20 protein-coding genes and 2 riboswitches are annotated in these 25,030 nt (G+C 65.0%); of the genes, 13 read left to right on the forward strand and 7 right to left on the reverse strand.

Translation table 11 applies throughout. The annotated features are described in order from the left end of the window. Positions 1–96 precede the first annotated feature (96 nt). The 4 genes from AO716_RS05200 to AO716_RS05215 form a co-directional block, all read right to left on the reverse strand. Positions 97–2,694: an AAA family ATPase gene (locus AO716_RS05200; RefSeq protein WP_055239910.1), complete on the reverse strand. Its 2,598-nt coding sequence runs from the start codon at positions 2,692–2,694 to the stop codon at positions 97–99. A gap of 293 nt (positions 2,695–2,987) precedes the next feature. Continuing rightward, positions 2,988–4,634 (reverse strand): DNA repair helicase XPB, encoded by a 1,647-nt coding sequence (locus AO716_RS05205; protein ID WP_055239911.1) that lies wholly within the window; start codon positions 4,632–4,634, stop codon positions 2,988–2,990. Further along, a complete protein-coding gene (locus tag AO716_RS05210; protein WP_055239912.1) occupies positions 4,627–7,062 on the reverse strand; it encodes a helicase-associated domain-containing protein in 2,436 nt (811 codons plus the stop codon). Before AO716_RS05210 ends, AO716_RS05205 begins: the two co-directional genes overlap by 8 nt. 40 nt (positions 7,063–7,102) lie before the next feature. Next, on the reverse strand, positions 7,103–7,429 hold the full coding sequence (locus AO716_RS05215) for a hypothetical protein (protein ID WP_152969867.1): 327 nt from the start codon (positions 7,427–7,429) through the stop codon (positions 7,103–7,105). A gap of 240 nt (positions 7,430–7,669) precedes the next feature. Between AO716_RS05215 and AO716_RS05220 the strand changes: the two genes are divergently transcribed. From AO716_RS05220 to AO716_RS05230, 3 genes are read left to right on the forward strand one after another with little or no spacing between them, the layout of a single operon-like run. After that, positions 7,670–8,053: a cold-shock protein gene (locus AO716_RS05220; RefSeq protein ID WP_055239914.1), complete on the forward strand. Its 384-nt coding sequence runs from the start codon at positions 7,670–7,672 to the stop codon at positions 8,051–8,053. Positions 8,054–8,068: 15 nt separating this feature from the next. After that, complete coding sequence (locus tag AO716_RS05225; protein WP_082413340.1) at positions 8,069–8,614, forward strand: DUF3027 domain-containing protein; 546 nt, start codon at positions 8,069–8,071, stop codon at positions 8,612–8,614. Positions 8,615–8,669: 55 nt separating this feature from the next. Then, on the forward strand, positions 8,670–9,953 hold the full coding sequence (locus tag AO716_RS05230; protein ID WP_055239915.1) for an MFS transporter: 1,284 nt from the start codon (positions 8,670–8,672) through the stop codon (positions 9,951–9,953). 48 nt (positions 9,954–10,001) lie between these two features. Here the strand turns inward: AO716_RS05230 and serC are convergent, their stop codons facing one another. Further along, positions 10,002–11,126, reverse strand: a complete 1,125-nt coding sequence (gene serC, locus AO716_RS05235) for a phosphoserine transaminase (protein WP_055239916.1) — start codon at positions 11,124–11,126, stop codon at positions 10,002–10,004. Between the two features lie 225 nt (positions 11,127–11,351). Between serC and AO716_RS05240 the strand changes: the two genes are divergently transcribed. The 8 genes from AO716_RS05240 to AO716_RS05275 all read left to right on the forward strand — a co-directional run bounded on the left by AO716_RS05240 (position 11,352) and on the right by AO716_RS05275 (position 18,006). Next, positions 11,352–12,053, forward strand: a complete 702-nt coding sequence (locus AO716_RS05240; RefSeq protein WP_055239917.1) for a metal-dependent transcriptional regulator — start codon at positions 11,352–11,354, stop codon at positions 12,051–12,053. An 85-nt stretch (positions 12,054–12,138) separates the two neighbouring features. Further along, positions 12,139–12,350: riboswitch (cyclic di-AMP (ydaO/yuaA leader) on the forward strand. Position 12,351: 1 nt separating this feature from the next. Beyond that, positions 12,352–13,119 (forward strand): M23 family metallopeptidase, encoded by a 768-nt coding sequence (locus AO716_RS05245; protein WP_235472004.1) that lies wholly within the window; start codon positions 12,352–12,354, stop codon positions 13,117–13,119. Positions 13,120–13,214: 95 nt separating this feature from the next. Next, positions 13,215–13,401: riboswitch (cyclic di-AMP (ydaO/yuaA leader) on the forward strand. A gap of 4 nt (positions 13,402–13,405) precedes the next feature. Beyond that, on the forward strand, positions 13,406–14,212 hold the full coding sequence (locus AO716_RS05250; protein ID WP_055239919.1) for an NlpC/P60 family protein: 807 nt from the start codon (positions 13,406–13,408) through the stop codon (positions 14,210–14,212). A 36-nt stretch (positions 14,213–14,248) separates the two neighbouring features. Next, positions 14,249–15,022 (forward strand): NlpC/P60 family protein, encoded by a 774-nt coding sequence (locus AO716_RS05255; RefSeq protein WP_055239920.1) that lies wholly within the window; start codon positions 14,249–14,251, stop codon positions 15,020–15,022. 235 nt (positions 15,023–15,257) lie between these two features. Then, the gene (locus AO716_RS05260; protein WP_055239921.1) at positions 15,258–15,755 is read left to right on the forward strand and encodes an HNH endonuclease; all 498 of its coding nucleotides are present in this window, start codon (positions 15,258–15,260) and stop codon (positions 15,753–15,755) included. Continuing rightward, positions 15,752–16,390 carry a molybdenum cofactor guanylyltransferase gene (locus AO716_RS05265; protein WP_055239922.1) on the forward strand — a complete coding sequence of 213 codons (639 nt, stop codon included), beginning with the start codon at positions 15,752–15,754 and terminating at the stop codon, positions 16,388–16,390. Before AO716_RS05260 ends, AO716_RS05265 begins: the two co-directional genes overlap by 4 nt. 45 nt (positions 16,391–16,435) lie before the next feature. Further along, complete coding sequence (locus AO716_RS17670) at positions 16,436–16,720, forward strand: DUF6457 domain-containing protein (protein ID WP_055239923.1); 285 nt, start codon at positions 16,436–16,438, stop codon at positions 16,718–16,720. Beyond that, entirely contained in the window at positions 16,717–18,006 is a 1,290-nt protein-coding gene (locus AO716_RS05275; protein ID WP_055239924.1) for a molybdopterin molybdotransferase MoeA, read from the forward strand. Before AO716_RS17670 ends, AO716_RS05275 begins: the two co-directional genes overlap by 4 nt. Here AO716_RS05275 and AO716_RS05280 read toward each other — a convergent pair. After that, entirely contained in the window at positions 17,957–20,308 is a 2,352-nt protein-coding gene (locus tag AO716_RS05280) for an FdhF/YdeP family oxidoreductase (RefSeq protein WP_055239925.1), read from the reverse strand. The genes AO716_RS05275 and AO716_RS05280 overlap by 50 nt on opposite strands. A gap of 75 nt (positions 20,309–20,383) precedes the next feature. Here AO716_RS05280 and fdhD point away from each other — a divergent pair, with 75 nt between their 5' ends. Next, positions 20,384–21,232, forward strand: a complete 849-nt coding sequence (gene fdhD / locus AO716_RS05285) for a formate dehydrogenase accessory sulfurtransferase FdhD (protein ID WP_055239926.1) — start codon at positions 20,384–20,386, stop codon at positions 21,230–21,232. 4 nt (positions 21,233–21,236) lie between these two features. Here fdhD and AO716_RS05290 read toward each other — a convergent pair whose 3' ends face one another. Next, complete coding sequence (locus tag AO716_RS05290) at positions 21,237–22,919, reverse strand: ATP-binding protein (RefSeq protein ID WP_082413342.1); 1,683 nt, start codon at positions 22,917–22,919, stop codon at positions 21,237–21,239. Between the two features lie 215 nt (positions 22,920–23,134). On the opposite strand from AO716_RS05290, the gene AO716_RS05295 reads away from it, so the two are divergent. Continuing rightward, positions 23,135–25,030, forward strand: a complete 1,896-nt coding sequence (locus AO716_RS05295; RefSeq protein WP_055239928.1) for an ABC transporter ATP-binding protein — start codon at positions 23,135–23,137, stop codon at positions 25,028–25,030.

Genomic DNA, 25,030 nt, shown 5'->3' on the forward strand with positions numbered 1-25,030 from the left:
AGCCGGCTGCTTCCGGCTGCTTCGGCAACCCTGTACTCCACCGCCCGGAAGCCGCCTCGAGGGAATCCAGGCTTCCTTCGCCGGACCCTGGATTCCCTAGAGAAGGCCCCTGCGCAGCGCTTCGTTCAGGGCCTCGTCCCGGCCGGTAACTCCGAGCTTCCGGTAGAGCCCCCGGAGCTGGGACTTGACCGTGTTCACCGAAACGAATTGCATGCCTGCTATCTCCGCGAGTGAACCTGACTGGGCCAGCGAGTTCAGGATGGCCAGTTCGCGCGGAGTTAGCTCGGGTATCCCCGCAGTGCTTCCGATGACGCTTGCCGGAAACGGTTCCAGCCCGACGTCGAGACCGGCTTCCGCCGCGGCGTCCCGGACGCGCTCCAGGCCGCCGGCGGGAAGGAGCGCGGTGGACAGCCTGAGGCCTTGGCTTTGGTACAGGACCGACAGTCTGGCGAGCTCCAGTTTGACTCCGGGGGCCAGCCCGGGCCCGGGCTCCAGCTGCAGGCGGGCTGCGGCCGACAACCCGGCTACCTCAGCCTGCCGGCGCAGGGAACCGCCGGTGCCCAGCCGTATGACGGCGCTGAGGGTCTTGCCGGGCTGCCCCGTTGCAAGGTGGATCCGCGCTGTCACCAGATCCCGTTGGGTCTTTGGCAGGCTTCCCGCCACGGCGAGGGCACGGCCGGGGAAGCCGGCCGCGAGCATAAGGAACGACTGCATCCGGACCAGCAGCGCATACTCCGTCCCGCCGGTGGGCGGAAGCCCCTCCCGGTGGGAGAGCACCTCTTCCAGCCGGGCGGCGGCCGGTTCCGGGTTGCCGGCAACGAGGTCTGAGAGGGCATCCAGATACCTGACCCGAGGCCATAATTCCATGGCATCCGCACGGTCGAGGACACGTGCCAGAGAGGCTTTGGCGGCAGCGGCGTCACCGACCTCCAGCGCGGTCAGCGCCTCGGCCAGCCGGAGTGGCGTCTCAGAATAGTGATGCAGTTCCCCAGTGCCCCAGTCCAGGGTGCTGCAAAGCCGCAGGAAATGTGCAGCGCCGGTCAGGTCTCCGCGGCCGGCCAGGAGACAGGCGCTGAGGGAATGGTAGTAGCCCTCGTAATCCGGTTTGTGCTGGGCTGCAGCCAGGGAAGCAGCCTGCGTGAACGCGGATTCGGCTTCCTCCGTGGCTCCGGCCCGCCAGAGTGAGATGCCCAGGTGCGCAACGGCTACGGATTCGAGCGGACCGATCCTCTCACGTTCGGTCAAGGGCATTTCCATGTAGGTCTGCAGCCCGGACCTTGCACGCGCCGCTGACCTGTCCAGCTGGCCGCTTCCCCGCAGTGTGACTGCCTCAACCAGGATCAGCAGCAGCCGCTCTGCTTCGGGCATGGAGCGGAAGAGTACTCGTGCACCGGACAGTGCCAGAGTTGCCAGCTCCGCGCCTCGAACGCGGCGAAAGGCGGAAGAGTTGTAGAGGACGGCGAGGGCAAGGGCGGGTGCAGGCTGCCGGGCCAGCCTGCGCAGGGAGACGCCCTCAAGGAGTTTCCTGGTCTCGGGACCGTGGAACGTGAAAAGTTCCAGGGCCCGGTGACGGATGATTTCGGTGGCCAGGTCCAGGCTGTCCGCGGCCATGGCGTGGCGCAGTGCTTCGAGGGGCTTCCCCTGCTCCAGAAAGTATCGTCCGCAGATCTCTTCCAGGGCGTGCACGCGTGCCGGGGACGACTTCCGTGCACCGGCCAGCACGGCGCTGCGCACCAGCGGAACCATCGCGGCGCCGCCGTCGCCGCTCCGGGTGAGGAGACCTTTCTGCTCAGCCTCGCGGATCATCGCGTCAGCGTTTTGGCTGCCCCAAATATGTGCCGCCAGGGAGGCCTGCAGTTCGTCCGGCACGCAGGCGCCCAGCAGGAAATCAGCGAACGCAGCGGAGATCCTGGGCGGGGACAGCAGCTCAGCGAGGTCTGCGGCGCCGGCGTCCAGCACGGCTGACAGCTGCCGCCTCGGGATGCTGCAGGCAGGCGCCGTGGCGGTGAGCGCCATAAACCGGACCCACCGCGGCAGGCCGCTGGTTAGTGTCCGGATTTCCTGCGCCTGGCTCTGCAGTCCGGAGCCGGTGAGCGCGCGTTGGCATTCCTCCGCGGTGAACGCCAGCTCCTCCGGGCCTATTACTGCGACGTCCAGTTCCAGAAGCGCCTTTCGCAGCTCAATACTTCCCAGCGCTGCCGTGCTGGCCACTATCCGCAGGCCGGGCATCGCCCGAAGCAGGTCAAGCAGCAGGTCCTCAGCCGGGAACCCGGTGGCCAGGTGAAGGTCCTCGAGGATGAGCAGGTCCCGGGCAGCCAGGTGCGCCAGTCGGGTCAGCATGGAGCGGAGTTCAGCCCCGTTGGCGGCCTCCCGTCCAACTTTCTCAATCAGGGCTGCCTCGGCCGGGCCCGGGACTTCGAAGGCCCCGGCAAGCAGTGCTGCGAGGAACCTGGCTGACGGGCCGGGCTGTTCCACCGGCGCCATTGGACTTCTGCGGGCCGAAACCCATGCAGCAGGCCGCTCCCGCGCAGTGGCCCAATGCTGCAGGAGCGTGGTTTTTCCTGCTCCGTCCGGGCCGCGCACGAGCGTGAGCGGGGCAGCAGCGGCGTCGTCGAGCGCGTGCAGCAGCCTGGCGCGGGAGAGGACGAGCGGATTCGGGCGCGGGGGGCCCGGGACTACGGCGAAGTGCGGCATGTGGCTGGATCCGGCTCGGCGGGACGTGGATGCCCGAAGCCGCGCTGAAGCGCGCCCGGAAGCAGTTTCAAGATATCCGCTGCCAATCCCGGGGCGCTATTATGTGACGCCGTCCCAGGTGTGTGAGGCGGGCAGCCGGATGAACCAGGAACTCTGTTCCTGGGGGCGTCAGGATCCTGTGAAAGCGGAAACGATGTCGCGGTACGCCATTCCGGAGGTCACCGGCTCAAGCGTGGCATGTTTCTCGTCGGGATAACCAGCGCTGGGCCGATGAAGAGGCGAATTGAAGGGAGCTAGGCGGGCTTTTCGATGTCCGCGGCGTCCTGGATGGAGTAGGCGTAGCCCTGCTCGGCGAGGAAACGCTGCCGTTTGGCGGCGAAGTCCTGGTCCAGGGTGTCCCGCGCGACGACGGTGTAGAAGTGAGCAGCCCGGCCGTCTGACTTCGGGCGCAGCAGGCGGCCGAGCCGCTGGGCTTCCTCCTGGCGGGAACCGAAGGAACCGGAGACCTGGATGGCCACCGAAGCTTCCGGCAGATCGATGGAGAAGTTGGCAACCTTGGACACAACCAAGGTCTTCAGTTTGCCTTCGCGGAAGTCGTTGAACAGCCGCTGGCGTTCCTTGACCGGCGTTCCGCCCTTGATTACGGGTGCGTCCAGCCGCTCAGCCAGCTCATCCAGCTGGTCGATGTACTGCCCGATCACCAGGATCTGGTCGCCCTCATGCCGGCGCACCAGGTCCTGCACCACCTTGGACTTCGTTTCCGAAGTCGAACACAGACGGTACTTGTCCCCGTCCTCGGCCATGGCATAGGCAACCCGTTCTTCCCGCGGCAGGTCCACCCGCACCTCGATGCACTCGGCCGGGGCGATATAGCCCTGCGCCTCGATGTCCTTCCAGGGAGCGTCGTACCGTTTGGGGCCAATGAGGGAAAAGACTTCGCCCTCGCGTCCGTCTTCGCGGACCAGGGTGGCAGTCAGGCCAAGCCGGCGCCTGGCCTGCAGATCCGCTGTCATCCGGAAGATGGGTGCCGGAAGCAGATGCACCTCGTCATAGATGATCAGGCCCCAGTCATTGGCGTCGAGCAGTTCAAGATGCGGGTAAAGCCCGCCGCGCTTGAGGGTGAGCACCTGGTAGGTGGCGATGGTGACGGGACGGACTTCCTTGACCGCACCCGAATATTCGCCAATCTCGTCTTCGGTAAGCGAGGTCCGCTTGAGCAGCTCATCTTTCCACTGCCGGGCCGAGACCGTATTGGTGACCAGGATCAGCGTAGTGGTGGAACTGGTGGCCATCGCTGCGGCACCAACGAGTGTCTTGCCGGCACCGCAGGGCAGCACAACCACCCCGGAGCCGCCGGCCCAGAAGTTCTCGGTGGCAACCTTCTGGTAGGGCCGCAGTGTCCACCCATCCTCGTTCAGCAGGATCGGGTGCGGGGTGCCGTCCACATATCCCGCAAGGTCTTCAGCCGGCCAGCCCAGCTTCAGCAGCAGCTGCTTGAGCTGCCCGCGCATGGCGGACTGGACAACTACGGTCTCACCGTCGATCCGCGGCCCAAGCAGCGGCTGGATCTTCTTGGCGTGAAGGACCTCTTCAAGCACGGGGTAGTCATTGGTGCGCAGCACCAGTCCGTGCTGGGGGTCTTTCTCCAGCCGCAGCCGCCCGTAGCGGGACATGGTCTCTTCGATGTCCACCAGGAGGGTGTGCGGCACGGGAAAGCGTGAATAGGTCAGAAGCGTGTTCAGCACCTGCTCGGCGTCCAGCCCCGCGGCACGTGCGTTCCAGAGTCCCAGCGGGGTGAGGCGGTAGCTGTGGATGTGCTCCGGTGCGCGCTCAAGCTCCGCGAAAGCGGCAATCGCGTGCCGCGCTTCCACAGCCTGGGGATGGTCCACTTCCAGCAGGATGGTCTTGTCGCTCTGGACGATCAACGGTCCGTCAACCATGTGCTGGGCTGCCCTCCACTATTTCCACATCCATTATCCGATGTATCGACACTACGCGTTCAACGTCCCTGCGCGGATCGAAGACCCTTACCCGGCCTTCACTTACGGAAAGAGGAACGAAGATCTCCTGCCGTTCATTCCCCTGGCTGTCCACAACACCCATTCGGACCGAGGACTTGGTCCGAATGGCCTTGCGCAGCGTTTCCAGCCCTACCAGCGGAACGGATTCATCTCCCTTTGGCGCCACCGCGGGTCCTCTCCCGCGGAGGGCCGCCAGCTGCGCTTCAAGGTCGTCCTCGCCGAGTTCCCACTGGTTTATCCGGGTGGGGGAGGACGACGGCGCCGGCACGGGCGGGCGGGCGTGGGAACCGTTCGCTTCGCGGGCGCGTCCTTCCATGACCGGGGAGTAGCCCAGATCGCGGATCGCCAGGGCGAGCTCCTGCGGAGTAGCGGCCGATGAGATCACAGTGGGTGCAATCCTCGTCAGTCCCAGTGCCCCGGCACGGGGGTCTGCCATGAGTGCGTTCAGCCCGGTTTCGTCGTCACTGCGAAGGTAGGACCAGGCTGCACCGATGCGCAGCCGCCCGTGCCGTGCTGCCGTGTCCTCCACCAGATAGCGCAGCGGCTGCGGGACCTCCGTGGCCGAATAGTGGGCCAGGAACTCAAGGATCGACGCCGCATCCATGTCAGCGTCCAGGGCCCGCCGGACCGAATTCGCGGAGAAACGGTAGATGGTCGCTGGTCCCTGCCCCTCGGCGTCGGCCACCAGGGAAAGCTGGCGGGCCACCTTTGGATCCAGGTAACCGGGGGCAACCGCGGTCAGGTCCGCCTGCAGCAGGAAGGAGCTCAGCGGTTCGGGAAGTGCCTCCCGCAGCCTCGCCGCGGCGCGGTCAAAATCTCCGGCGGCAACGGCGTGCCCCAGCTCGGTCAGGGCGCCGGACCCAACCAGTCCCAGCTGGGCGGCTTCCTTCAACATGCCCGGAACCAGGCGGGCGAACCGGCGCTGCAGCCGCGGCTGGTGCCAGGTCAGGGCACCGATCAGGTCTTCGGCGTCGTAGGCTCCCGAATGTGCTTCCTCAAGCGACTCAGCCGCAGCAAGGGAAGCGAACATCTCCAGCATCCGGCGGCGGACCAGCGGTGCATCGGGACGGGAGAGTTCCCCCGCCAAAGCGTTGACGGAGCCGCCGCCTGGAAGCGGCGCACCGATAAGTGACGGCGCCCGTTCCGCGTCCAGCCAGGCTTTCACCAGATGCTGCCACTGCAGCTCGCGGTCCAGCGTGGGCCAGTCTGTTTCCGCGGCGCCCCAGCGGGACGTGGCCGCATCCAGCACGAGGAGCCCGGACAGTGCCGAGAGCTCAAGGAGCCAGGCAGTGGCCAGTGCATCCAGCCGGAGGGCATCGGACACCCGCCTGACTTCCCGGACGCCGACGCCGCCTGAGCGCAGGGTCCCCACGGGTGCTTCGGCTGCCACTGCCAGCAGTTCGGTGACCAGCCGGAGTGTTTCCGCCACGGCACCGTACGCTGCGTTATCCCGCAGGTTGTGGGGCACCGGGCGCGGAGTCGGCGGAACAGGATCCAGCTGGAAGTCCGAGACGATTACGTGCCCCCGGGACGCCTGGCCAACCGGCCGCGGCAGCTCCACATGCAGGGCGTCCAGGGGGACAAGGAGACCATGCGCCACCAGCCACTCCACAGGGGTGGGGGACGGATTGTCCAGCACCGCGCGGCTGATCGCAGCCTTGCGGGGGATGGTTCCCACCGGCGAGTACTTGAACCGGCGCAGCAGGTCGTGGGTCTGGGGCGGGGCATCGGCCAGCAGTGCTTCCCAGCCGGCGGGGTCTGACACCAGATGGTGGAGGGAATGGGCTGCGGTGGACGGCGTATCTGCTTTTTCAATGGGCAGCCCGCGCTGGCGCAGGCCTTCGACAATGCCAACGAGGCGCTGACCGAACTCAGGCTGCTGGGCAGCGAGCGTTGAATAAGGGCGTCCCAGCCCTGCCGGGTAGGCGCCCAGTGCTTCACCCAGAACCGAAACCGGGAGATAGAACTTGCGTCCGGCGTCGGCTTTTGGTGCACCGGGATGAGGTGTGGCGCGGCGCAGCAGGGCCAGTGAATGCAGGTAGCTCAGGATCACGTCCAGGGACTTGATTGTCGATCCGGAGATGGAGGCCTTCAGCCACGAGGCCGTTGTGCTCAGGTGGGAGTCTTCGTTCGTTGTCAGGTCCAGGGCTTCCAATACCTGGAGCTGTGGTGCCGTGAGTTTTTCAAGCACGCGCTGTACGCTGATGCGCGTAGAAGCGCGGGCGGCCAGGGCCTGGAAATCCGGTACCGGAGGCAATGCCAGATCCGGCCGGGCGGTAAGGAGCTCACGCAGTTGTTCGTCACTGCGCGCTGCAAGGTCTTCGGCCAATGCTCGGATCGCGGACATCGTCCAATACGTTACCCGAGTGGGACCGAAAACAAACGGGTTAGCCTCGGCGCCGCCGCACGATTGAGTCAATTACCAGCCCGGCCATCAGCAGGAAAGCTATGGGCAGGGCGTAAAACGCCCCGGCGGCGAACCCGGGCCAGATGACTTCTCCGCGGAATGCTTCCAGCAGGAGCGCGGCAAGGCTGCCAACACCGGCCACAGCCAGGATGCCGGCCAGCACGGTCATTACAACCCTCAGCGGTGAACGCTTGGAATGCACCGGAGCTGTACCGGCGGTTGCAGTGAGTTTTTCCCCGCCGATGCGGGGGGTGGTTTCGCGGCCGTTTGAGGCGGCGTTTGCGGGGTTTGAACCCAAGTGCTCCATGGTCTTTAACGCTAACAGCTAAAAATCCGTGAACCCAAAGCGGGGCAGGCCGAGGATTAGGGAGCTCGGGATATTCTAATGGGAAGACTCTTCCCCGTAGTATCTCAACAGGCATCCGCCGCCCGCATGATCCAGTGCTGGCATGGAAGCGGCCGGATGACTACGCGCGGATGTACCACCCTTTCATCACGAGATGCGCTCGAGAGACTGCATCCCACAGCAAAGAACGAGGTAAGCGAAGTGCCCATCGGCAAGGTCAAGTGGTTCGACACTGGCAAAGGATTCGGATTCCTGGCCACTGACGACGGCCAGGAAGTCTTCCTGCATGCATCTGCGCTTCCCGCTGGCGTGAGCGAGGTGAAGCCCGGAACGCGCATGGAGTTTGGTGTGGCTGACGGACGGCGTGGCCCGCAGGCTCTCTCGGCCCGAATCCTGGAAGCGCCGCCGTCGGTGGTCAAGGCCACCCGCAAGCCTGCCGACGACATGGCCGTGATTACCGAAGACCTCATTAAACTGTTGGATGGAATCTCCAACGGACTGCGCCGGGGCAGGTACCCCGAGAAGAAGCATGCGGCCAAGGTGGCTGCAGTGCTGCGGGCCGTTGCCGACGACCTTGATGCATAGGGGCAGAACCACCGAGTGAAAACCACCGACGCGACCAATACCGACCAGACGCCGAAGCCTGCCGCGCGGAAACCTCCGCGCAAACCGTCGAAGCCTGACGCAGTGCTGGCCGCTGCCGTGGAAAGCGCGCGGGCAGCTCTGCTGGAAGTCGTGCCGGAGGAACAGGTGGGGGAATGGCTGAGCGTCGTTCCCGATGCAGACCGGCTCGTGACCCACCGGTTCCGGGCCAACCGTCCCGGTTACCGGGGCTGGGAATGGTATGCCACCGTGGCACGCGTGCCGCGCGGCAAGGTTGCCACTGTCTGCGAAGTGGGCCTGCTGCCCTCAGCCGACGCGGTACTGGCCCCTGAGTGGGTGCCGTGGTCTGAGCGGGTCCGCCCCGAAGACGTCGCAACCCAGGAACCGGGCGAAGAAGCCGCAGCTGGGAGCCAGCCTGATGGTGCCCCGGTGAAGGAACCCGAAGCAGCAGCGGAGGCCACCCCGGCTGAAACTGAACCTGAAACTGAAGCGGAAGATGAACAGGAAGCCGCAGCGTCACCTGCGGCCGTGGAGGACGAATAAGCGGTGAGTGCATGGAACGCGGTTCACGATCCCGGACGGGAGAAGTGAACCCAAAATGTTCCGTTCGCTTCGAATCTTCAACTACCGCATCTGGTTCCTTGGAGCCCTGGTCTCCAACATCGGAACCTGGATGCAGCGCACCGCCCAGGACTGGCTTGTCTATGACATCCTGACGAACCAGGACGCCGCGGCCATGGGTATTGTCATGGCCCTCCAGCTTGGACCGCAGCTGCTGCTGGCGCCGTGGGCCGGGCTGGTGGCAGACACCTATGACCGGCGCAAGGTGCTGCTCACCACGCAGGTCTCCATGGCGGCGCTTGGTGCCGGACTGGGCCTGCTGGTCCTCTCCGGCCACGCACATCTGTGGCATGTCTACGCTTTCGCCCTGGCGCTGGGCGTGGTCTCCGCTGTTGATGCCCCGGCCCGCCAGAGCTTTGTCTCCGAAGTTGTCAGCGAGGAAAACCTTCCCAATGCCGTCGCGCTGAACAGTGCGTCCTTCAACGGGGCGCGGATGGTCGGTCCGGCAGCCGCCGGCCTGCTTACCGTTGCCGTCGGACCAGGATGGGTTTTCCTTATTAACACCGTGACTTTCGCGGCAATGGTCCTGGCACTGCTGAAGATGCGTTCTTCCGAGCTGCGCGTGCTGCCCAAGGCCCCACCCGGCAAGGGCCGCATCCGCGCCGGACTGAAATATGTGCGCTACCGTCCGGACCTGGTGATGGTCCTGGTGGCGATCTTCATCGTAGGTACCTTCGGGCTTAACTTCGCTGTCTATATAGCTGCCATGGCACGTACCGAGTTCGGTCAGGATGCCGGGATCTTCGGGCCGCTGAACTCGATCATGGCCATCGGGTCCGTTGCCGGTGCGCTGCTGTCTGCACGCCGTGACAAGCCGCGGCTCCGGTTCATCTTCGGAGCAGCCGGCGCTTTTGGAGTTGCCTGCATGCTGGCCGCACTTTCGCCGAATCTCTGGATCTTTGCGCTTTCCCTGATTCCGGTGGGACTGTTTGCCCTCACCCTGATGACCAGTGCCAACGCCTACGTGCAGACCACCACAACGCCGGTGATGCGCGGCAGGGTCATGGCCCTGTACTTCGCGATTTTCCTCGGCGGCACCCCGCTGGGAGCACCGATCGTGGGCTGGGTGTCCAACGCCTTCGGTCCACGCTGGAGCCTGGGTGTTGCTGCTGCCTCCGGTCTCATTACCGCCGTGATCGGCCTGGTCTGGGCCTGGCGGGCCCACCATCTGCGACTGCACTACGACCGCACGATGCCGCGGCGCCTCTACCTGACAAGCAACGCCACTGAGTCCATAACCGAAGAGGACCCCAGACCGTAGAACGGTGCTGGGGCCCTCTCTATGCGGCCACGGCCGCGTACGTTGTGTCTAGGAATGCTCGATCACGTAATCGATGCACTGCAGCAGGGCACTGACGTCGTCCGGCTCGATCGCGACGAAGGTGGCGATGCGAAGCTGGTTGCGACCAAGCTTCCGGTACGGCTCCACATCCACCACGCCGTTGGCCCGCAGCGTCTTCGCGATCGCAGCGGCGTCGATTGAATCGTCGAAGTCGATGGTGGCAATGACGTTGGAGCGGTCCTCGGGCCGGGAGACGAACGGCGTTGCGACGCCTGACTTCTCAGCCCAGGAGTAGATGCGTCCGGCAGAGTCCGCAGTGCGGCCTGCAGCAAACTTCAGGCCGCCGTTGGAGTTCAGCCACTTGATCTGGGCATCCAGGGTGACCAGCGTGGAGAGCGACGGCGTGTTGTACGTCTGGTTCAGGCGGGAGTTGTCGATCGCCGTCTGCAGGTTCAGGAAGTCCGGGATCCAGCGGTCGGAGGCATTGATCCTGGCTGCGCGCTCAATCGCGGCGGGTGAGAACATGCCAAGCCACAGACCGCCGTCGGAAGCGAAGTTCTTCTGGGGCGCGAAGTAATAGACGTCGGCTTCGGCCAGATCGACGTCGAGCCCGCCTGCTGCGGACGTCGCATCGATCAGGACCAGTGAGCCGGCGTCAGCCCCGGCCACCCGGCGGACCGGGGCAGCTACACCGGTGGAGGTTTCATTCTGCGGCCAGGCATAGACATCAACGCCGGCCTCGGCCGCAGCCTCGGGGCGGGTGCCCGGTTCGGCCTTGATGATGCTGGATGAAGCCAGGAACGGGGCCTTGTTCGTCGCGGCGGCGAACTTGGAACCGAATTCACCGAAGGAGAGGTGCTGAGCCTTGTTCTCAACGAGGCCGAAGGACGCGATGTCCCAGAAAGCGGTCGAGCCGCCGACGCCGAGGACTACCTCGTAGCCTTCGGGGGCAGAGAACAGGGAGGAGAGCCCTTCGCGGACGCTGCCCACCAGGTTCCGCACCGGAGCCTGTCGGTGGGACGTGCCCAGAAGCCTGGTCCCTGCGTCGGAGAGGGCCTGGATCTGCTCGGGCCGGACCTTGGACGGGCCGGCACCGAACCGACCATCCTTGGGGAGGAGTTCTGCGGGAATCGTAACGGCGGTTTCGCCCATTTTCTGTATGCTCCAAGCGGGTTGGCAGGGTGCTTCACGTACCTTTCCATTCAACACCCGGCGGCCGTACCGGTCCTATTTGTGACCGCTGGGAAGTGAGCGATTCACAGGGGTGGATAATTCTGTCCGTCTTGCGCCGATGGGCTAACGTGGAGACGAAACCGGCGGCGCGGTCTGTGCCGCAGCGGTTATTCACTTCCGCACGATTGCTAGGAGCGGCTGGTCATGACGGACCTCATCGACACAACTGAGATGTATCTTCGAACCATCCTTGAGCTCGAAGAAGAGAACATCGTCGCACTGCGGGCACGCATTGCAGAGCGTCTGCGCCATTCCGGCCCAACCGTTTCACAGACCATCGGGCGCATGGAGCGCGACGGGCTGGTAGTCGTTTCCGGTACCCGTCAGCTTGAACTGACGGATCTGGGCCGCAGGCGAGCCACAGAAGTGATGCGCAAGCACCGGCTCGCCGAACGGCTGCTGGCTGACGTGATCGGCCTGGACTGGGCGTACGTCCATGACGAGGCGTGCCGGTGGGAACACGTTATGAGTGAGCGGGTGGAGCGCCGTCTCTACGATCTGCTCGGCAAGCCCACCGAGTCTCCCTACGGAAATCCAATCCCCGGCCTGGAAGCACTGGGCGGAGCGGCCGCCGTTCCTCCCGCGATGCCCTACCAGGACCTTCTCTCCGCCGTCGGGACGGCAGGTGCAGGGCAGTCGATGGTCCTGGAACGGCTCGCCGAACCTATCCAGGTGGATCCGGAGCTCCTGACCCAGCTCGACGAAGCCGGGCTGCGGCCCGGTGCCACCATCACTGCCGAGGTTGTGGGAGGCTACGTCTCAGTCCGCGTCCCGGGGATCGAAGGCGCCCTTGAGCTTCCCGCTGAAGTCGCTTCGCACGTGTTTGTCTCCGCCTCCAGTTCGTGACCTTCCGCCGCTGAAGGTAACGGAATGGTATCTTTCAGGCTTTTTCCCCTATAGTGGCTTCTGACTACAGCAACAACACCGTTAACCGGTCCAACAGCCTAACCCTGCCACTGGACCGCAGGTGCCACCGTTCGCGGGCAGGGGCGGAGGACCCAACAACCGGCAGCCCAGCTGCCTTGGGGTGAAGCCTCCGAGCACCACAGGAACATCCAGGACTGGATATCCCTGTGCGTCGGGGGCCGAGTTTCTCTACTCGAATCCGACAGCTAACTTCGCAGGCTTGTAGAGAGGGAACCACTTGTCGAAGCATGCTGCTTCGGGCAGGCGCAGGGCCGAATCACCGGCCATGGAACTGCGCCCACGCACCGCTAACCGGTCCGCCGGCAGGCGCCGCGCCGAACCTGCCCACCGTCCACTGGGCGGTTCCGCCCAGAAATTTGCCATCACCGCTGCGGCTTCCGGACTCGTCCTCACCGTCGTAATGCCTACGACGGCGGCCGCCACGGACCCCGTCATGGAACCGGAGCCCACAGCAGCGGAGATGCCGGTCTCGGCTGATCCGGATGCGGTCCTGTCCTTTGACCGGGCGGCGCTGACTTCCAAGTTCGATCCCGACGCCAAGCTTCGCGGGCTGACTGTCGCAGGGACGGACGTCATCCCGGCTGCGGCCAAGGGGACGCTGGCCAACCCGCTGGACTCCGAGCCCGTCCAGACCTCCGCTTTCGGTTACCGGGTCAGCCCGATCACCGGCGCAGCCGGAGAGCTGCACACGGGTCAGGACTACGCGGCAGCCTGCGGGACCGAGGTGACCGCCGCCGCTGCCGGGACTGTGAAGTCGGCCGGCTGGCATCCGTACGGTGGCGGAAACCGTGTTGTTCTCGACCACGGCAACGGAGTGGAGACGACCTATAACCATCTCTCCGCCATGAGCGTCTCGGTAGGCGACACCGTGGAGCGCGGACACCTTGTTGGCGCCAGCGGAAGCACCGGCGCATCGACGGGATGCCACCTGCACTTCGAAGTACTCGTAAATGGCACTCCAGTCGACCCCCTGGCCTGGTTGTGACCGCCGCAATACCCTTTCGTGACCTGAGCGTGACATTTCAGTGATGTTGTTATATTCTCGTCACCGTGCCTGATTCGCCAAAGATCAGGCACTCTCGAACAGATAGCCGAGCTCTGCCACTGTCCGAGATCCGTTCGCAAAATCGCATGGCAGAGGCGGGGGAACCAATTTCGGGTTTCGCAAGAAGCCCTAGGGGTTAAGTTGCCGGACTTAGCAGTCCAGCAACCGGGTGACTCCCATCCGAATCCGACAGCTCACCTCGTAGGCATTGGGAGAGGCAAAAACTGTGTCATCAGTCAATTCTGGCCGCCGTCGTGCAGCCACCCCGCAGGTAAGCACGCTTACCGCACTGTCCAAGGCCGTAACCGCTAACGCAGGTTCGGTAGGCCGCCAGGCAGCCGTCGTCGTCGCAGCTTCCGGCCTTGTTCTGGCCGCCGGCATGCCGGCCCAGGCAGCTCCGGTTTCCACCGATCGGCAGGCTCTCGAAGCCACCCCCCTCAACGTTGTGACCTCGAACGGAACCGTCACGGTTTCCGAGCAGGCACCCTTCGAACTTCCGGTCCAGCCGCTGGCCGGCTCCCTCTCCGGAGCCGAGACCCGCGCACAGATCGCCGCCGCAGAGCAGGCAGCAGCCGAAGAAGCAGCAGCTGTTGCTGCCGCTGCCCAGCAGGAGGCCGTAGCCGCTGCTGAGGTGGCTGCCCAGCAGACCGCCGCTGCCCCGGCTCAGGCCGCCGGCAACGTCACCACCGCATCTTCCGCTCCCGCAGCGCCCGAGGTTGGCGCCAGCGGCGTCGCCGCCGGGCTCGTCGCCTCCGCCTACGCCCAGATCGGCGTTGCCCAGGACTGCACCGCCATGGTTGAGAACGCTCTGCGTTCGGTTGGCAAGTCCGTTGGCGACCTCGCACCGGGCCAGTTCTTCGCCTTCGGCGCAGTTGTTGGCAGCCCGCAGGCCGGCGACCTCGTTATCACCGGCGGCCACGTCGCTATCTACGTAGGCAACGGCCAGGTCATCAGCGGTGGCCTCAACGGCATGAACACCGGTCTGCACTCCCTGTCTGATCTTCCCGGCGCAAGCTTCGTCCGCGTCAGCTGACGCTCAGTTGCCAGAACCAACGGAGAAAACCCCTAAATGACCACGTCAACTGAGCGTGCGCGCCACCGCGCGCCTGTACAGCGCAACAACTCCCTGTCCGCCCTTGCTGACGCTGTCAGCAGTGCCGGCAACGTTGGCCGCCAGGCAGCCGTCATTGCAGCCGCTTCCGGCCTCGTCCTGAGCACGGGCGTTGCAGCAAACGCTGCGGGCCCTGAAGTTTCCCGTGACGTGCAGACCAGCAAGCTGGACCTGTCTTCGATCCCGCTGCAGGTTCCGGCCGACGCAATCGGTCCTGACCTGACACTTACACCCGTTCCGGGCGTAACCGTGGCTCCCGAAGTTGCTGTCCAGTCCCAGGAAGTAGCCGTCCAGGCAACTGAGGAAACCGTGCAGGCGGCTCCCGCAGCCAACGGCACTTCCACGGCAGCTCCGGCCGCCGCGCCGGTTGCTTCCCCGGCTGCCGCTCCCGCAGCTGCCTCCGGTACCGCCGCAACCATCGCAGCTGCTGCATACGCACAGCTTGGTGTTATGCAGGACTGCACCATGCTTGCCACAAACGCACTGGCTGCTGCCGGCATCAACTTCCACGACTGGCCTGCCGGCTACCTGTCCCTGGGCCGCACGGTGAGTGCTGCCGAGGCAATTCCCGGCGACCTGATCTACTACGCCGACGGCGGCATGGGCGTTGCCCACATCGCTGTCTACGTTGGTAACGGTCAGGCCGTCCACGGAGGGTTCTTCGGCAACCAGACCGTTGTTGCTCCCGCTGAGCTTGGTTCCGGCGGAGTTTACATCCGCGTAGGCGGCTAATAGCTTTACGGACTCTGACACAGTTCTATGAAGGGCCCTGCTGGGAACAGCAGGGCCCTTCGCCGTTTCCAATGCTGCCCCGCGGCATGCTGAAGCCTCCGCCCAACTGTTCTCGTGCCCTTTAAATAGCGGGATCGGGCTTGGCGGCTTACCCTTGCAGTGAACATTCGAAGTACCGCGGCGCCGGTAAACACGATTTCTCTCCGGCTGGCGGGTGGGGCGAAGAGGAACGTGCATGCGAACCCTTGTTCTGAATGCGGGCTATGAGCCGCTGGCGGTAGTGACCTTTCGGCGTGCCCTGGTCCTCGTGCTGTCCGGAAAAGCGAGTGTGCTGGCTGAGAGCGGTGACCCGGTAGTTGGCCCAGGCGACGTCTTTGGGCGGCCTTCCGTAATCCTCCTAAACCGCTACGTGAACATTCCTTACCGTGATTCGACTGTGGCCACCCGCCGTGGCGTACTGCGCAGGGACGGGCATTCGTGCGCTTATTGTGGAAAAGCAGCATCTACCGTCGACCACGTAGTACCCAAATCGCGCGGCGGCCAGGACAGCTGGGAAAACATGGTGGCGTGCTGCCTGCGCTGCAACAACAACAAAGGGGACAAGACTCTGAACCAGTTGGGTTGGAAGCTGCGGTTTACACCGCGGGCTCCCCGGGGAACCAGATGGCAGATCCGTGAGCTGGAACGGCCGGCGGAACAATGGAGCCCGTTCCTTGGGGACACCGCAGCATGAGCGGACCCGGCGAAGAGAGTTTCAACGCGGTAATCCTGGCCGGCGGTCGTTCCTCCCGGCTTGGGGGCGAGCCAAAGGCGGGACTCCTGGTCAACGGGGAACCCCTCCTGGTACGCACCCTGCGGGCGGCTGGTGACGCTGTTCAAACCGCAGTCGTGGGCCCGCCCGGGCTGGCCGGCCTGCTGTCCGGAGTTCCTTTCGCCGGAGTCATAGTGCGTGAAGATCCTCCATTCTCCGGACCCGCTGCGGCGGTGGGAGCTGCGGTCACTGCCCTCACAGAGCTGCAGGACGAGAACCCTCCAAGTCCGTGGACCCTGGTCCTGGCCTGTGACATGCCGGAGTCAGCGCGCGCCGTTGACGCGCTGCTGGAAGCGGCGCGGCTGGGTCCGCCGCAGTCCGTGCTCGCGGTGGATTCAAGCGGGAAGGCACAGCCGTTGGCCGGGATCTACCGGACAGATGACCTGCTTGCAGCGGTAACCGGATCTCCGGACGGGCTGGCAAATCTTTCAATGTTCAGCATGCTTGCTAGGGTGCAGTGGAGAGAGGTTGCCGTCCCGGAAGGAAGTACCGCGGACGTGGACACCTGGGCCGATGCCGGGAAATGGGGTATTCAGCGCGGACCACGTACCGCCTGACTCCGTCCCGGGCCCGCAGCCGCAGTCAAGGACGAAGGAGCCAAGATGGGAACCCAGCAGCAGGAACTCGAGGATTGGACGCAGCGCTTGCTGCGGGCCTTCGAACTCGATGAGACGCAGGTGGACATCAATGCGGTACTGGACCTGGCCGCCGCAGCAGCGCACAATGTGGTTCGTCCGGCCGCACCCCTGACGACTTTCGTTGCCGGCCTTGCCGCGGGACTCGCGGCAGGGAGCGGCCAGGCCGATGAATCCGTGGCAATACGGGCGGCGATCCGTGCAGCCCAGCGCGAATGCGATGCGGTCTCAACACAGGAGGAAACCCAGTGAACGGTCCTCTCCCGGTGATACTTCCCCTGCAGCCGAACACGTCATGGGAACAGGCCCGCAGGGCGGCCTACGCTGCGGCCCGTCCCCTTCCTTTTGAAACGGTGCCCCTTGCCGAAGCCCTGGGACACACTCTTGCCTCCGACGCCGTGGCCCTGCACGCCGTGCCGCACTACGCCTCTTCTGCGATGGATGGCTGGGCCGTGTCCGGACCGGAACCGTGGACGATCGTGGTGCCCGAACCTGACCCCGAGCCGTGGCAGATCCACAAGGAATCCGGACGCCGTCCGCTGAAGTCAGGGGAGGCAGTGTCCATCCTGACCGGAGGGCTTGTCCCAGCGGGTGCTGAGGCCATCCTGCGGTCCGAGAACGGCATCCTGAACCCCACTGAGCCGGCGACGCTCGTTACTGCAGCCACAGCCAGGGAGGACGAGCCCCGCCTGGGCGAGCACATCCGGCCGGCCGGAGAAGAAGCTGCTGCCGGGGAAACCACCATCCCCGCCGGGACTGTGCTCAATCCGGCGCACATCGCCCTGGCGGCGGTCTGCGGCCATGACACGCTTCCGGTCCTGCGGGCACCGCGCGTGTCCCTGCTCTTCACAGGGGATGAAGTCATCGAGTCCGGCCTGCCGGACTCCGGGCAGGTTCGCGACACCTTCGGGCCGCAGCTGCCGCAGCTCGTTGAGATGCTGGGAGCACGTGTGGATGCCGTCCGGCGCCTCCCGGACCGACTCGATGACGTTATTGCGGCGCTGAGCACCGACGCTGTGGACGAAACCTCGCTGGCAATGTCTTCAGGGGACGTCCTGGTGACCACCGGCGGCACCGGAATATCCGACGCCGACCACCTGCGGCGCGCACTGGAGGCCGTTGAGGCTGAACTGCTGATTGACGGTATTGCGATGCGGCCAGGTCATCCGACGCTGCTGGCCCGGCTGCCCGACGGCCGGTTTGTCGTAGCGCTGCCCGGCAACCCGCTCGCAGCCATGATGGCCGTCTTCACCGTGCTCCAGCCGCTGCTGGAAGGTCTCCGCGGAGCGGCGCCGGCGCCCGAACACCATGTCCTGGCGGGTGTGGACGTTGCGCCCCTGCCGGGGCGCACCCGCCTGGTTCCGTGCCGGATCCAGGACGGGCGCGCTCTTCCCTCGCAGTACTTCAGGTCCGGCATGCTGCGGGGCCTCGCAGAGGCCGACGCAATTATGGTGCTGCCTGAAGAGGGCTGCACCGCAGACCAGTCTGTTAGTGCGCTGCAGCTGCCGTGGCCGGTGAAGCAGCCTCCAGCCGGATAATCACGGACTTGGACGTTGGGGTGCCGCTGACTTCGGCGACGGAGTCCAGCGGCACCAGCACGTTTGCCTCAGGGTAGTAGGCCGCTGCGCAGCCAACAGGCGTGTTGTAGGCAACCGCCCGGAAGGACTCGGCACGGCGTTCGACGCCGTCCTCATACTCCGAAACCATGTCCACCATGTCCCCGTCCTTGAGCCCGGCGGCCGCCAGATCCTGCTTGTTGACGAATACCACGCGGCGTCCGCCGTAGATGCCGCGGTAACGGTCGTCCTTGGCGTAGATGGTGGTGTTGTACTGGTCATGGGCCCGCAGGGTCTGCAGGATCAGCCGGCCTTCGGGCACCTTCGGGTAGGCAAGTTCGTTGGCGGTGAACCGGGCCTTACCGGTCTCCGTGGCGAATTTGCGTCCGTCGCGGGGGCCGTTGGGCAGGACGAATCCGCCTCCGCCGTGCTTGATCTTCGCCTCGAAACCCTCAAAACCGGGAATGACGTTTTCAATGTGCCGGCGGATGAGCGAGTAATCGGCACGCGCGCCAATCCAGTCCAGCTGGGGAGCGTTCGCACGGAACGGGGCGTTGTCTCCGGTGAAGAGGCGTTCCGAGAGCTCACAAACAATCGCGACCTCAGACCGGACCTGCGGACCCGGAGGATCCAGCCTGCCCTGGGAGGCATGAACTGCGCTCATCGAGTCTTCAACGGTGACCCGCTGGTCTCCGCCGGCCTGGGTGTCGCGGTCTGTCCGTCCCAGTGCGGGCAGGATGAGGGCGCGGCGGCCGTGCACCAGATGGGACTTGTTGAGCTTGGTGGAAACCTGGACAGTGAGTGCCGTGTTGCGGAGGGCGTCCTCGGTGACCGCGGAATCCGGAGTTGCCCGAATGAAGTTGCCGCCCATGGCCATAAAGACCCGCACCTTCGAATCCCGCATGGCACGGATCGCATTGACCGTGTCGAACCCGTGCCGCCGCGGCGATGCGAAGCCGAATTCGGCGTCGAGCCGGTCGTGGAAGGGCTCGGGCATCCGCTCGAAGATGCCCATGGTGCGGTCGCCCTGAACGTTCGAGTGCCCGCGGACCGGGCAGACACCGGCGCCGGGGCGGCCGACGTTGCCCTGCAGGAGCAGGACATTGACAATGTCGCGCAGCATCGGCACGGAGTGCTTGTGCTGCGTCAGGCCCATCGCCCAGCACACCACAGTGGATTTTGAGGCGATCAGCCTGGCGCCGGTGGTCTCAATCTGTGGGCGCGTCAGACCGCTGGCGAGGCAGATCTCATCCCAGGATGTTTTCCGGAGCTCAGCCAGGTAGGCATCCAGGCCATCGGTGTAAGCACTGATGAATGCATGGTCGAAGACATTGCCGTGCTTTTCCTCCTGCTCCAGCAGGTACTTGCCAAGGCCCTGGAAAAGCGCCTGGTCACCGCCGAGGCGGATCTGCAGGAAGTCGTCCGCGAGCTGGGTGCCGCCGCCGAACTTGGTTCCGAGCAGGCCCGACGCCGTCTGCGGGTTGTCGAAGCGCAGCAGGCCCGCTTCCGGCAGGGGATTTACCGCAATGATTGTGGCGCCGTTCTTCTTGGCACGTTCCAGGGCGGTCAGCATGCGCGGGTGGTTGGTGCCGGGATTCTGCCCGGCCACGATGATCAGGTCGGAGTTTTGCACGTCGTCCAGACTGACGGTTCCCTTGCCTATGCCCAGCGTTTCGGTCAGCGCGGAGCCCGAGGATTCATGGCACATGTTGGAGCAGTCGGGCAGGTTGTTGGTGCCGAGGCCGCGGACCATGAGCTGGTACAGGAACGCTGCCTCATTGGAGGTGCGGCCCGAGGTGTAGAAGACGGCCTCGTCCGGGCTGTCCATTGCAGCCAGTTCCTCGACAATGATGCTGTAGGCGGCATCCCAGCTGATGGGACGGTAGTGCGTATCGCCGGCCTCCAGCACCATGGGGTGGGTCAGGCGTCCCTGCTGTCCCAGCCAGTAATCGTCCTTTTCAAGCATGTCGGCCACGGAATGCTCGGCAAAGAACTCCGGTGGAACCTTGCGCTTGGTGGCCTCTTCGGCCACAGCCTTGGCGCCGTTCTCGCAGAATTCGGCTGCGTGCCGCTTGTCGCCTTCAGGCCAGGCGCATCCGGGACAGTCAAAACCCTTTTTCTGGTTGACGTTCAGCAGCGTCTTGGCGCTGCGCAGCGGTCCCATCTGGTCGAAGGAAATACGCAGGGAGTTGATGACTGCCGGCAGTCCGACGGCATGGGTTTTCGGATCACCGACCCGCAGCTCTGATTCGTTGATTCCATCTTTCGGAGCCTTGCTTGGCACAGCTACCACGTCCTTGTGTAGGAAATCCCCTAGTCTGAAGTGAGGCCAGTCTAAGACTTATTGAGGAGCGATGGGATGGGACGGGTTTCACGGCGTGCCCGCATTACGAGGTTCCGCACTGACGGGACGGTCAGCAGGCGCGATGACATGCTTGCGGGGGAGGAACCGCTGGAGATCCGCTTCCAGGGACGCTCCTTTACCGTCACCATGCGCACCCCCGGAGACGACTTCGACCTGGTGGCCGGATTCCTGGTGTCCGAGGGAGTGATCTGGGAGGCCGGCCAGCTGATCTCTATGCGCTACTGCGCGGGGGTGGACGAAGAGGGGCAGCAGACCTTCAACGTGGTGGACGTCCAGCTGCGTCCGGGTACGGCATTGCCGGACACGGGCATGGAACGGCACGTCTACACGTCCAGCTCCTGCGGTATCTGCGGTACTGCCTCGATTGAGGCGGTGCGGAAGTCCTCGCACTTCGACGTAGCGGACGACGGCGTGCGGGTGCCTCTGCAGGTGCTGGCGGCGCTGCCCGACCGGCTGCGCGAAAGCCAGGCCCTGTTCGACAAGACCGGAGGCGTCCACGCCGCCGGTCTGTTCACTGCCGACGGGGAACTGCTGTGCCTGCGTGAAGACGTTGGGCGGCACAATGCCGTGGACAAGGTAGTGGGCTGGGCACTGCGCTCCGGGCTCCTGCCGCTGCGCGGCACGGTGCTGCAGGTATCCGGCCGGGCGTCTTTTGAACTTGTTCAAAAAGCCCAGCTCGCCGGCATCCCGGTGCTGGCTGCCGTTTCTGCGCCGTCGTCGCTGTCAGTAGAACTGGCGCACGACGCCGGGATGACACTTGTTGGCTTCAGCCGCGGCAACTCGCTGAACTGCTACTGCTATCCGGAGCGGATCGAGGCGCACGCGACCGTCGGCGTCCAGTAAAGGCCTAGCTTGCCGGGAGCTTTACCTCGGCGCAGGTTCCCTTGCCCATCTCGGATGTGATGCAGAGCTTGCCGCCGTGCTGGTTGACGATGTCCTGGACGATTGACAGGCCGAGTCCCGTTCCCGGGATGGCAGCCGACGTTGCGTTGGACGCCCGGAAGAACCGGCTGAAGAGTTTTGGGAGGTCTTCCTCGGGGATCCCAATTCCGGTGTCACGGACGCACACGCGGATCATGGGCGGGCTGCCGTCTTCGGCCTCGGCCAGGTCTGCTCCGATCCGAACGGAGCCGTTGGGCGGCGTGAATTTCACCGCGTTGGAGATCAGGTTGGAGAAAACGCGTTCAAGCTGCTCCCTGTCTCCGTCCAGCCTCAAATCCAGCCGGAGCTCCGGATCGGTTTCATCCAGGGTCAGGGTGATGTTCCGGCTGGTTGCCGACGGCGTCAGGGATGCGATCACCGGTTCAAGGAGATCCCGCAGCACAAGCTCTTCGACGTCCATCCGGGTTTCCTCAGCATCGGAACGGGAGATGGTGAGCAAATCCCCGATGAGGTGGTTCAGCCGGTTGGCGTTGCGGCCGACGATTTCGAGCATCTGGGCAATCTCCGGGGAGATTCCCTCTCCCGTGGTGTCAAGAATGAGGTCCAGGTAGCCGGTGATGGAGGTCAGGGGAGTGCGCAGCTCGTGGTTGATGGTGGCCACGAAGTCTGTCTTTTCCCGGTCCAGTTCCCGCTGCCGCGCCAGCACTGTTCGCTGCGCAGTGATCAAATGGCCCTGCACCAGTCCGTGTGCCAGGTTGCCGCTGACGTGCTGGATCAGTGACAGCTCAGTGGGTGTCCAGACGCGTTCTTCGTACTCTCCGGCCAGCCAGATGATGCCGAAAGGGCGGTCTCCGTGGCCCAGCGGAACAATTACCGATGTGCGAAGCCCAGCCTCGCGCGGCGCCGGGTACAGGATGGGGTGTGTGTCGCAGTCCGGGTCCAGATGGTCACGGGCGGCAAGCATCTTGCCGTTTCCCCACAGCAGCCTGGCCACCTGGCCCGCCTGTTCCGGATTCGGAACCGGGATCTGCGCACTGGTGCCAGGACGGCTCCAGCAGTTTTCCAGGGCTGGCACACGCTCATCGGCAAAGGTGGTCAGGAGCACATGGTCTGCGCCGAACGCGTCCCCCAAACCCGACACAACGGCGTCGGCCATGACATGCGGGTCATTGGTTGCCCGAACTGCGGCGGAAATGACACGGGTTTTCCCGCGCAGGAGCGCATTGACCTCGCGGCGGCGGCGTACGGCCAGTGATTCGGCGCGGATGAGGGCTGCCCGGTAGGTAAGTTCGTCCATGGAAACCGGAGCGAGGACGAAATCGGTGATTCCCCGGCGGACCATGTCCTCAACATCAAGCAGCTCACCGGAGGAGATGAGAATTACCGGCGGCCCGGAACCGTCAGCAGCGGGCAGGAGCCAGCGCCGGAGATCAGGCCCGGCCGCCTCTAAGGCAGCGGTATCCACCACGGCCAGGACCGGCAGCGGTCCCTCGGCATCCCCGCCGCGGCGGACGGGACGCAGCCGGGCATGCCCAAGGGCCCGTTCAACGTCGGCCGTCAGCGATGAGTCACCGACGGCGACCAGCGCCGGCAGGTCTTCGCTGAGGCTGTCCGCGAACATGCTCTCCTGGGTTGGCGCCGTCGGCATAGCGGCCTTTCGTTCAGTGGCCCGGGCGGGTGCGGGCAGTTTGCAGTGTATCCCAGCGTGAGCTGTGTTACCCGTGGTGCAGGGCACAACCGAGCGTGTCCTTATTCCGGCCTTGTGGGAAGGGAATTCGCCGATGCAGGGCGGTGTTATGTCCTCGGGTCGCGGCCCGTACAGCGACTAGGCTGGAAGGCAGCGCTAAGTAAGGAAGACAAGACATGAGCATGGAAGGCGCGGCCTGGAGTTCGCTGCACAAGATCTCCACCGCCAAGGGCACCGACCGGAAAATCTCGCGCGAGACATTGAAGCGCATTCTGGCCTTCGCATCGCCGTACCGCCGGCAGCTGATCGGGTTCCTGGTCCTGTCCACCGGCGGAGCGTTCCTGGCTGTGGCAACACCGGTCCTGGCAGGGGAAGTGGTCAATGCGATCGTGGCCGGTTCATCGGTGGACACCGTGATCTGGCTGGCCGCACTCATCGCCCTGGTCGCAATTGCAGACGCCGCGGTATCCCTGGCTACGCGCTGGTTCTCCTCCAAAATCGGTGAACAGGTGATCCTGGACCTTCGCACCGCTGTCTTTGACCACGTGCAGCGCATGCCCATTGCATTCTTTACGCGTACCCGCACAGGGGCCCTGGTGAGCCGGCTGAACAATGACGTGATCGGCGCCCAGCAGGCCTTCAGCGGCACGCTCTCCGGGGTGGTCAGCAACCTCGTTGCCCTCATCCTCACCCTGATCGTTATGCTCACGACGTCGTGGCAGGTGACTGTCCTTGCCATGCTTCTGCTGCCGGTGTTCCTGATCCCGGCCCGCCGGATGGGCAGCAGGCTTGCCGCCCTGCGGCGTGAAGCCGCGAACCACAACGCTTCCATGGGCACCCAGATGACGGAGCGTTTCTCCGCGCCGGGCGCCACACTCGTCAAGCTGTTTGGCCGGCCGGACCAGGAATCGACGGAGTTCGCCGTCCGCGCGGCACGGGTGCGCGACATCGGCGTCAAGACCGCCATGATGCAGACGGTCTTTGTCACCGCACTGACCCTGGTTTCCGCCCTGGCCCTGGCTCTCGTCTACGGTCTTGGCGGCTGGTTCGCCCTGCAGGGAACCCTGAACACCGGCGACGTGGTGACTCTGGCCCTGCTGCTGACGCGCCTGTACGCACCGCTGACTTCCCTGGCCAACGCCCGGGTGGAAATCATGAGTGCCGTGGTCAGTTTTGAACGGGTCTTCGAGATTCTGGACCTCAAGCCGCTGATCCGTGAAAAAGAGAATCCCGCACCCGTCCCGCAGGGACCGCTGGGAGTTGAGTTCGACGACGTGACTTTCGCGTATCCGACGGCGGACAAGGTCTCCCTTGCATCCCTGGAGGACGTTGCAGTCCTGGACAGCCGAGGCGGCGAAGACGTCCTGCACAGTGTCTCCTTCCGGGTTGAGCCGGGACAGACGGTGGCGCTGGTGGGCAGCTCGGGCGCGGGCAAGTCAACGATTGCCCAGCTGCTCTCCCGCCTGTACGACGTCGATTCAGGCGCCGTGCGCTTCTCCGGCACCGATGTGCGGGACTTGAGCTTTGAAGGAATGCGCTCCGCGCTGGGCATGGTGACCCAGGACGGGCACCTGTTCCACGAGACCATCCGCTCGAATCTGCTGCTGGCGAACCCGGGTGCCTCGGATGAGGAGATTTGGGATGCACTCCGGCGGGCACGGCTGGAGGAAATGATCCGTTCGCTTCCCGACGGACTCGAAACCATGGTGGGGGAGCGAGGCTACCGTCTCTCCGGCGGAGAACGGCAGCGCATGACCATTGCCCGGCTGCTGCTGGCCCAGCCGCGGATCGTGGTCCTGGATGAGGCGACGGCAGCGCTGGACTCGACGTCGGAAGCCGCGGTTCAGGCTGCCCTGACCGAGGCACTGGAAGGGCGCACCGCCGTCGTGATTGCCCACCGGCTCTCCACGATCCGCAACGCCGACCGGATCCTGGTGATCGAGGACGGGCGGATCGCCGAACAGGGAACGCATACGGAGCTGCTGGCGAAGGGCGGACGTTACGCCGAGCTCTACAACACCCAGTTCGCAGCGGCGGAGCCCGAGGCTGTCGGCGGGCAGGGACAGGCATAA

Origin of the sequence: Arthrobacter sp. Edens01, from assembly GCF_001307035.1 — a bacterium.
GTDB lineage: Bacteria > Actinomycetota > Actinomycetes > Actinomycetales > Micrococcaceae > Arthrobacter_B.

Coding starts and splice junctions, on each gene's coding strand:
- AO716_RS05200 (WP_055239910.1), bottom strand. CDS start 2,694: ATGCCGCACTTCGCCGTAGTCCCGGGCCCCCCGCGCCCGAATCCGCTC.
- AO716_RS05205 (WP_055239911.1), bottom strand. CDS start 4,634: ATGGTTGACGGACCGTTGATCGTCCAGAGCGACAAGACCATCCTGCTG.
- AO716_RS05210 (WP_055239912.1), bottom strand. CDS start 7,062: ATGTCCGCGATCCGAGCATTGGCCGAAGACCTTGCAGCGCGCAGTGAC.
- AO716_RS05215 (WP_152969867.1), bottom strand. CDS start 7,429: ATGGAGCACTTGGGTTCAAACCCCGCAAACGCCGCCTCAAACGGCCGC.
- AO716_RS05230 (WP_055239915.1), top strand. CDS start 8,670: ATGTTCCGTTCGCTTCGAATCTTCAACTACCGCATCTGGTTCCTTGGA.
- serC (WP_055239916.1), bottom strand. CDS start 11,126: ATGGGCGAAACCGCCGTTACGATTCCCGCAGAACTCCTCCCCAAGGAT.
- AO716_RS05240 (WP_055239917.1), top strand. CDS start 11,352: ATGACGGACCTCATCGACACAACTGAGATGTATCTTCGAACCATCCTT.
- AO716_RS05255 (WP_055239920.1), top strand. CDS start 14,249: ATGACCACGTCAACTGAGCGTGCGCGCCACCGCGCGCCTGTACAGCGC.
- AO716_RS05260 (WP_055239921.1), top strand. CDS start 15,258: ATGCGAACCCTTGTTCTGAATGCGGGCTATGAGCCGCTGGCGGTAGTG.
- AO716_RS05265 (WP_055239922.1), top strand. CDS start 15,752: ATGAGCGGACCCGGCGAAGAGAGTTTCAACGCGGTAATCCTGGCCGGC.
- AO716_RS17670 (WP_055239923.1), top strand. CDS start 16,436: ATGGGAACCCAGCAGCAGGAACTCGAGGATTGGACGCAGCGCTTGCTG.
- fdhD (WP_055239926.1), top strand. CDS start 20,384: ATGGGACGGGTTTCACGGCGTGCCCGCATTACGAGGTTCCGCACTGAC.
- AO716_RS05290 (WP_082413342.1), bottom strand. CDS start 22,919: ATGCCGACGGCGCCAACCCAGGAGAGCATGTTCGCGGACAGCCTCAGC.
- AO716_RS05295 (WP_055239928.1), top strand. CDS start 23,135: ATGAGCATGGAAGGCGCGGCCTGGAGTTCGCTGCACAAGATCTCCACC.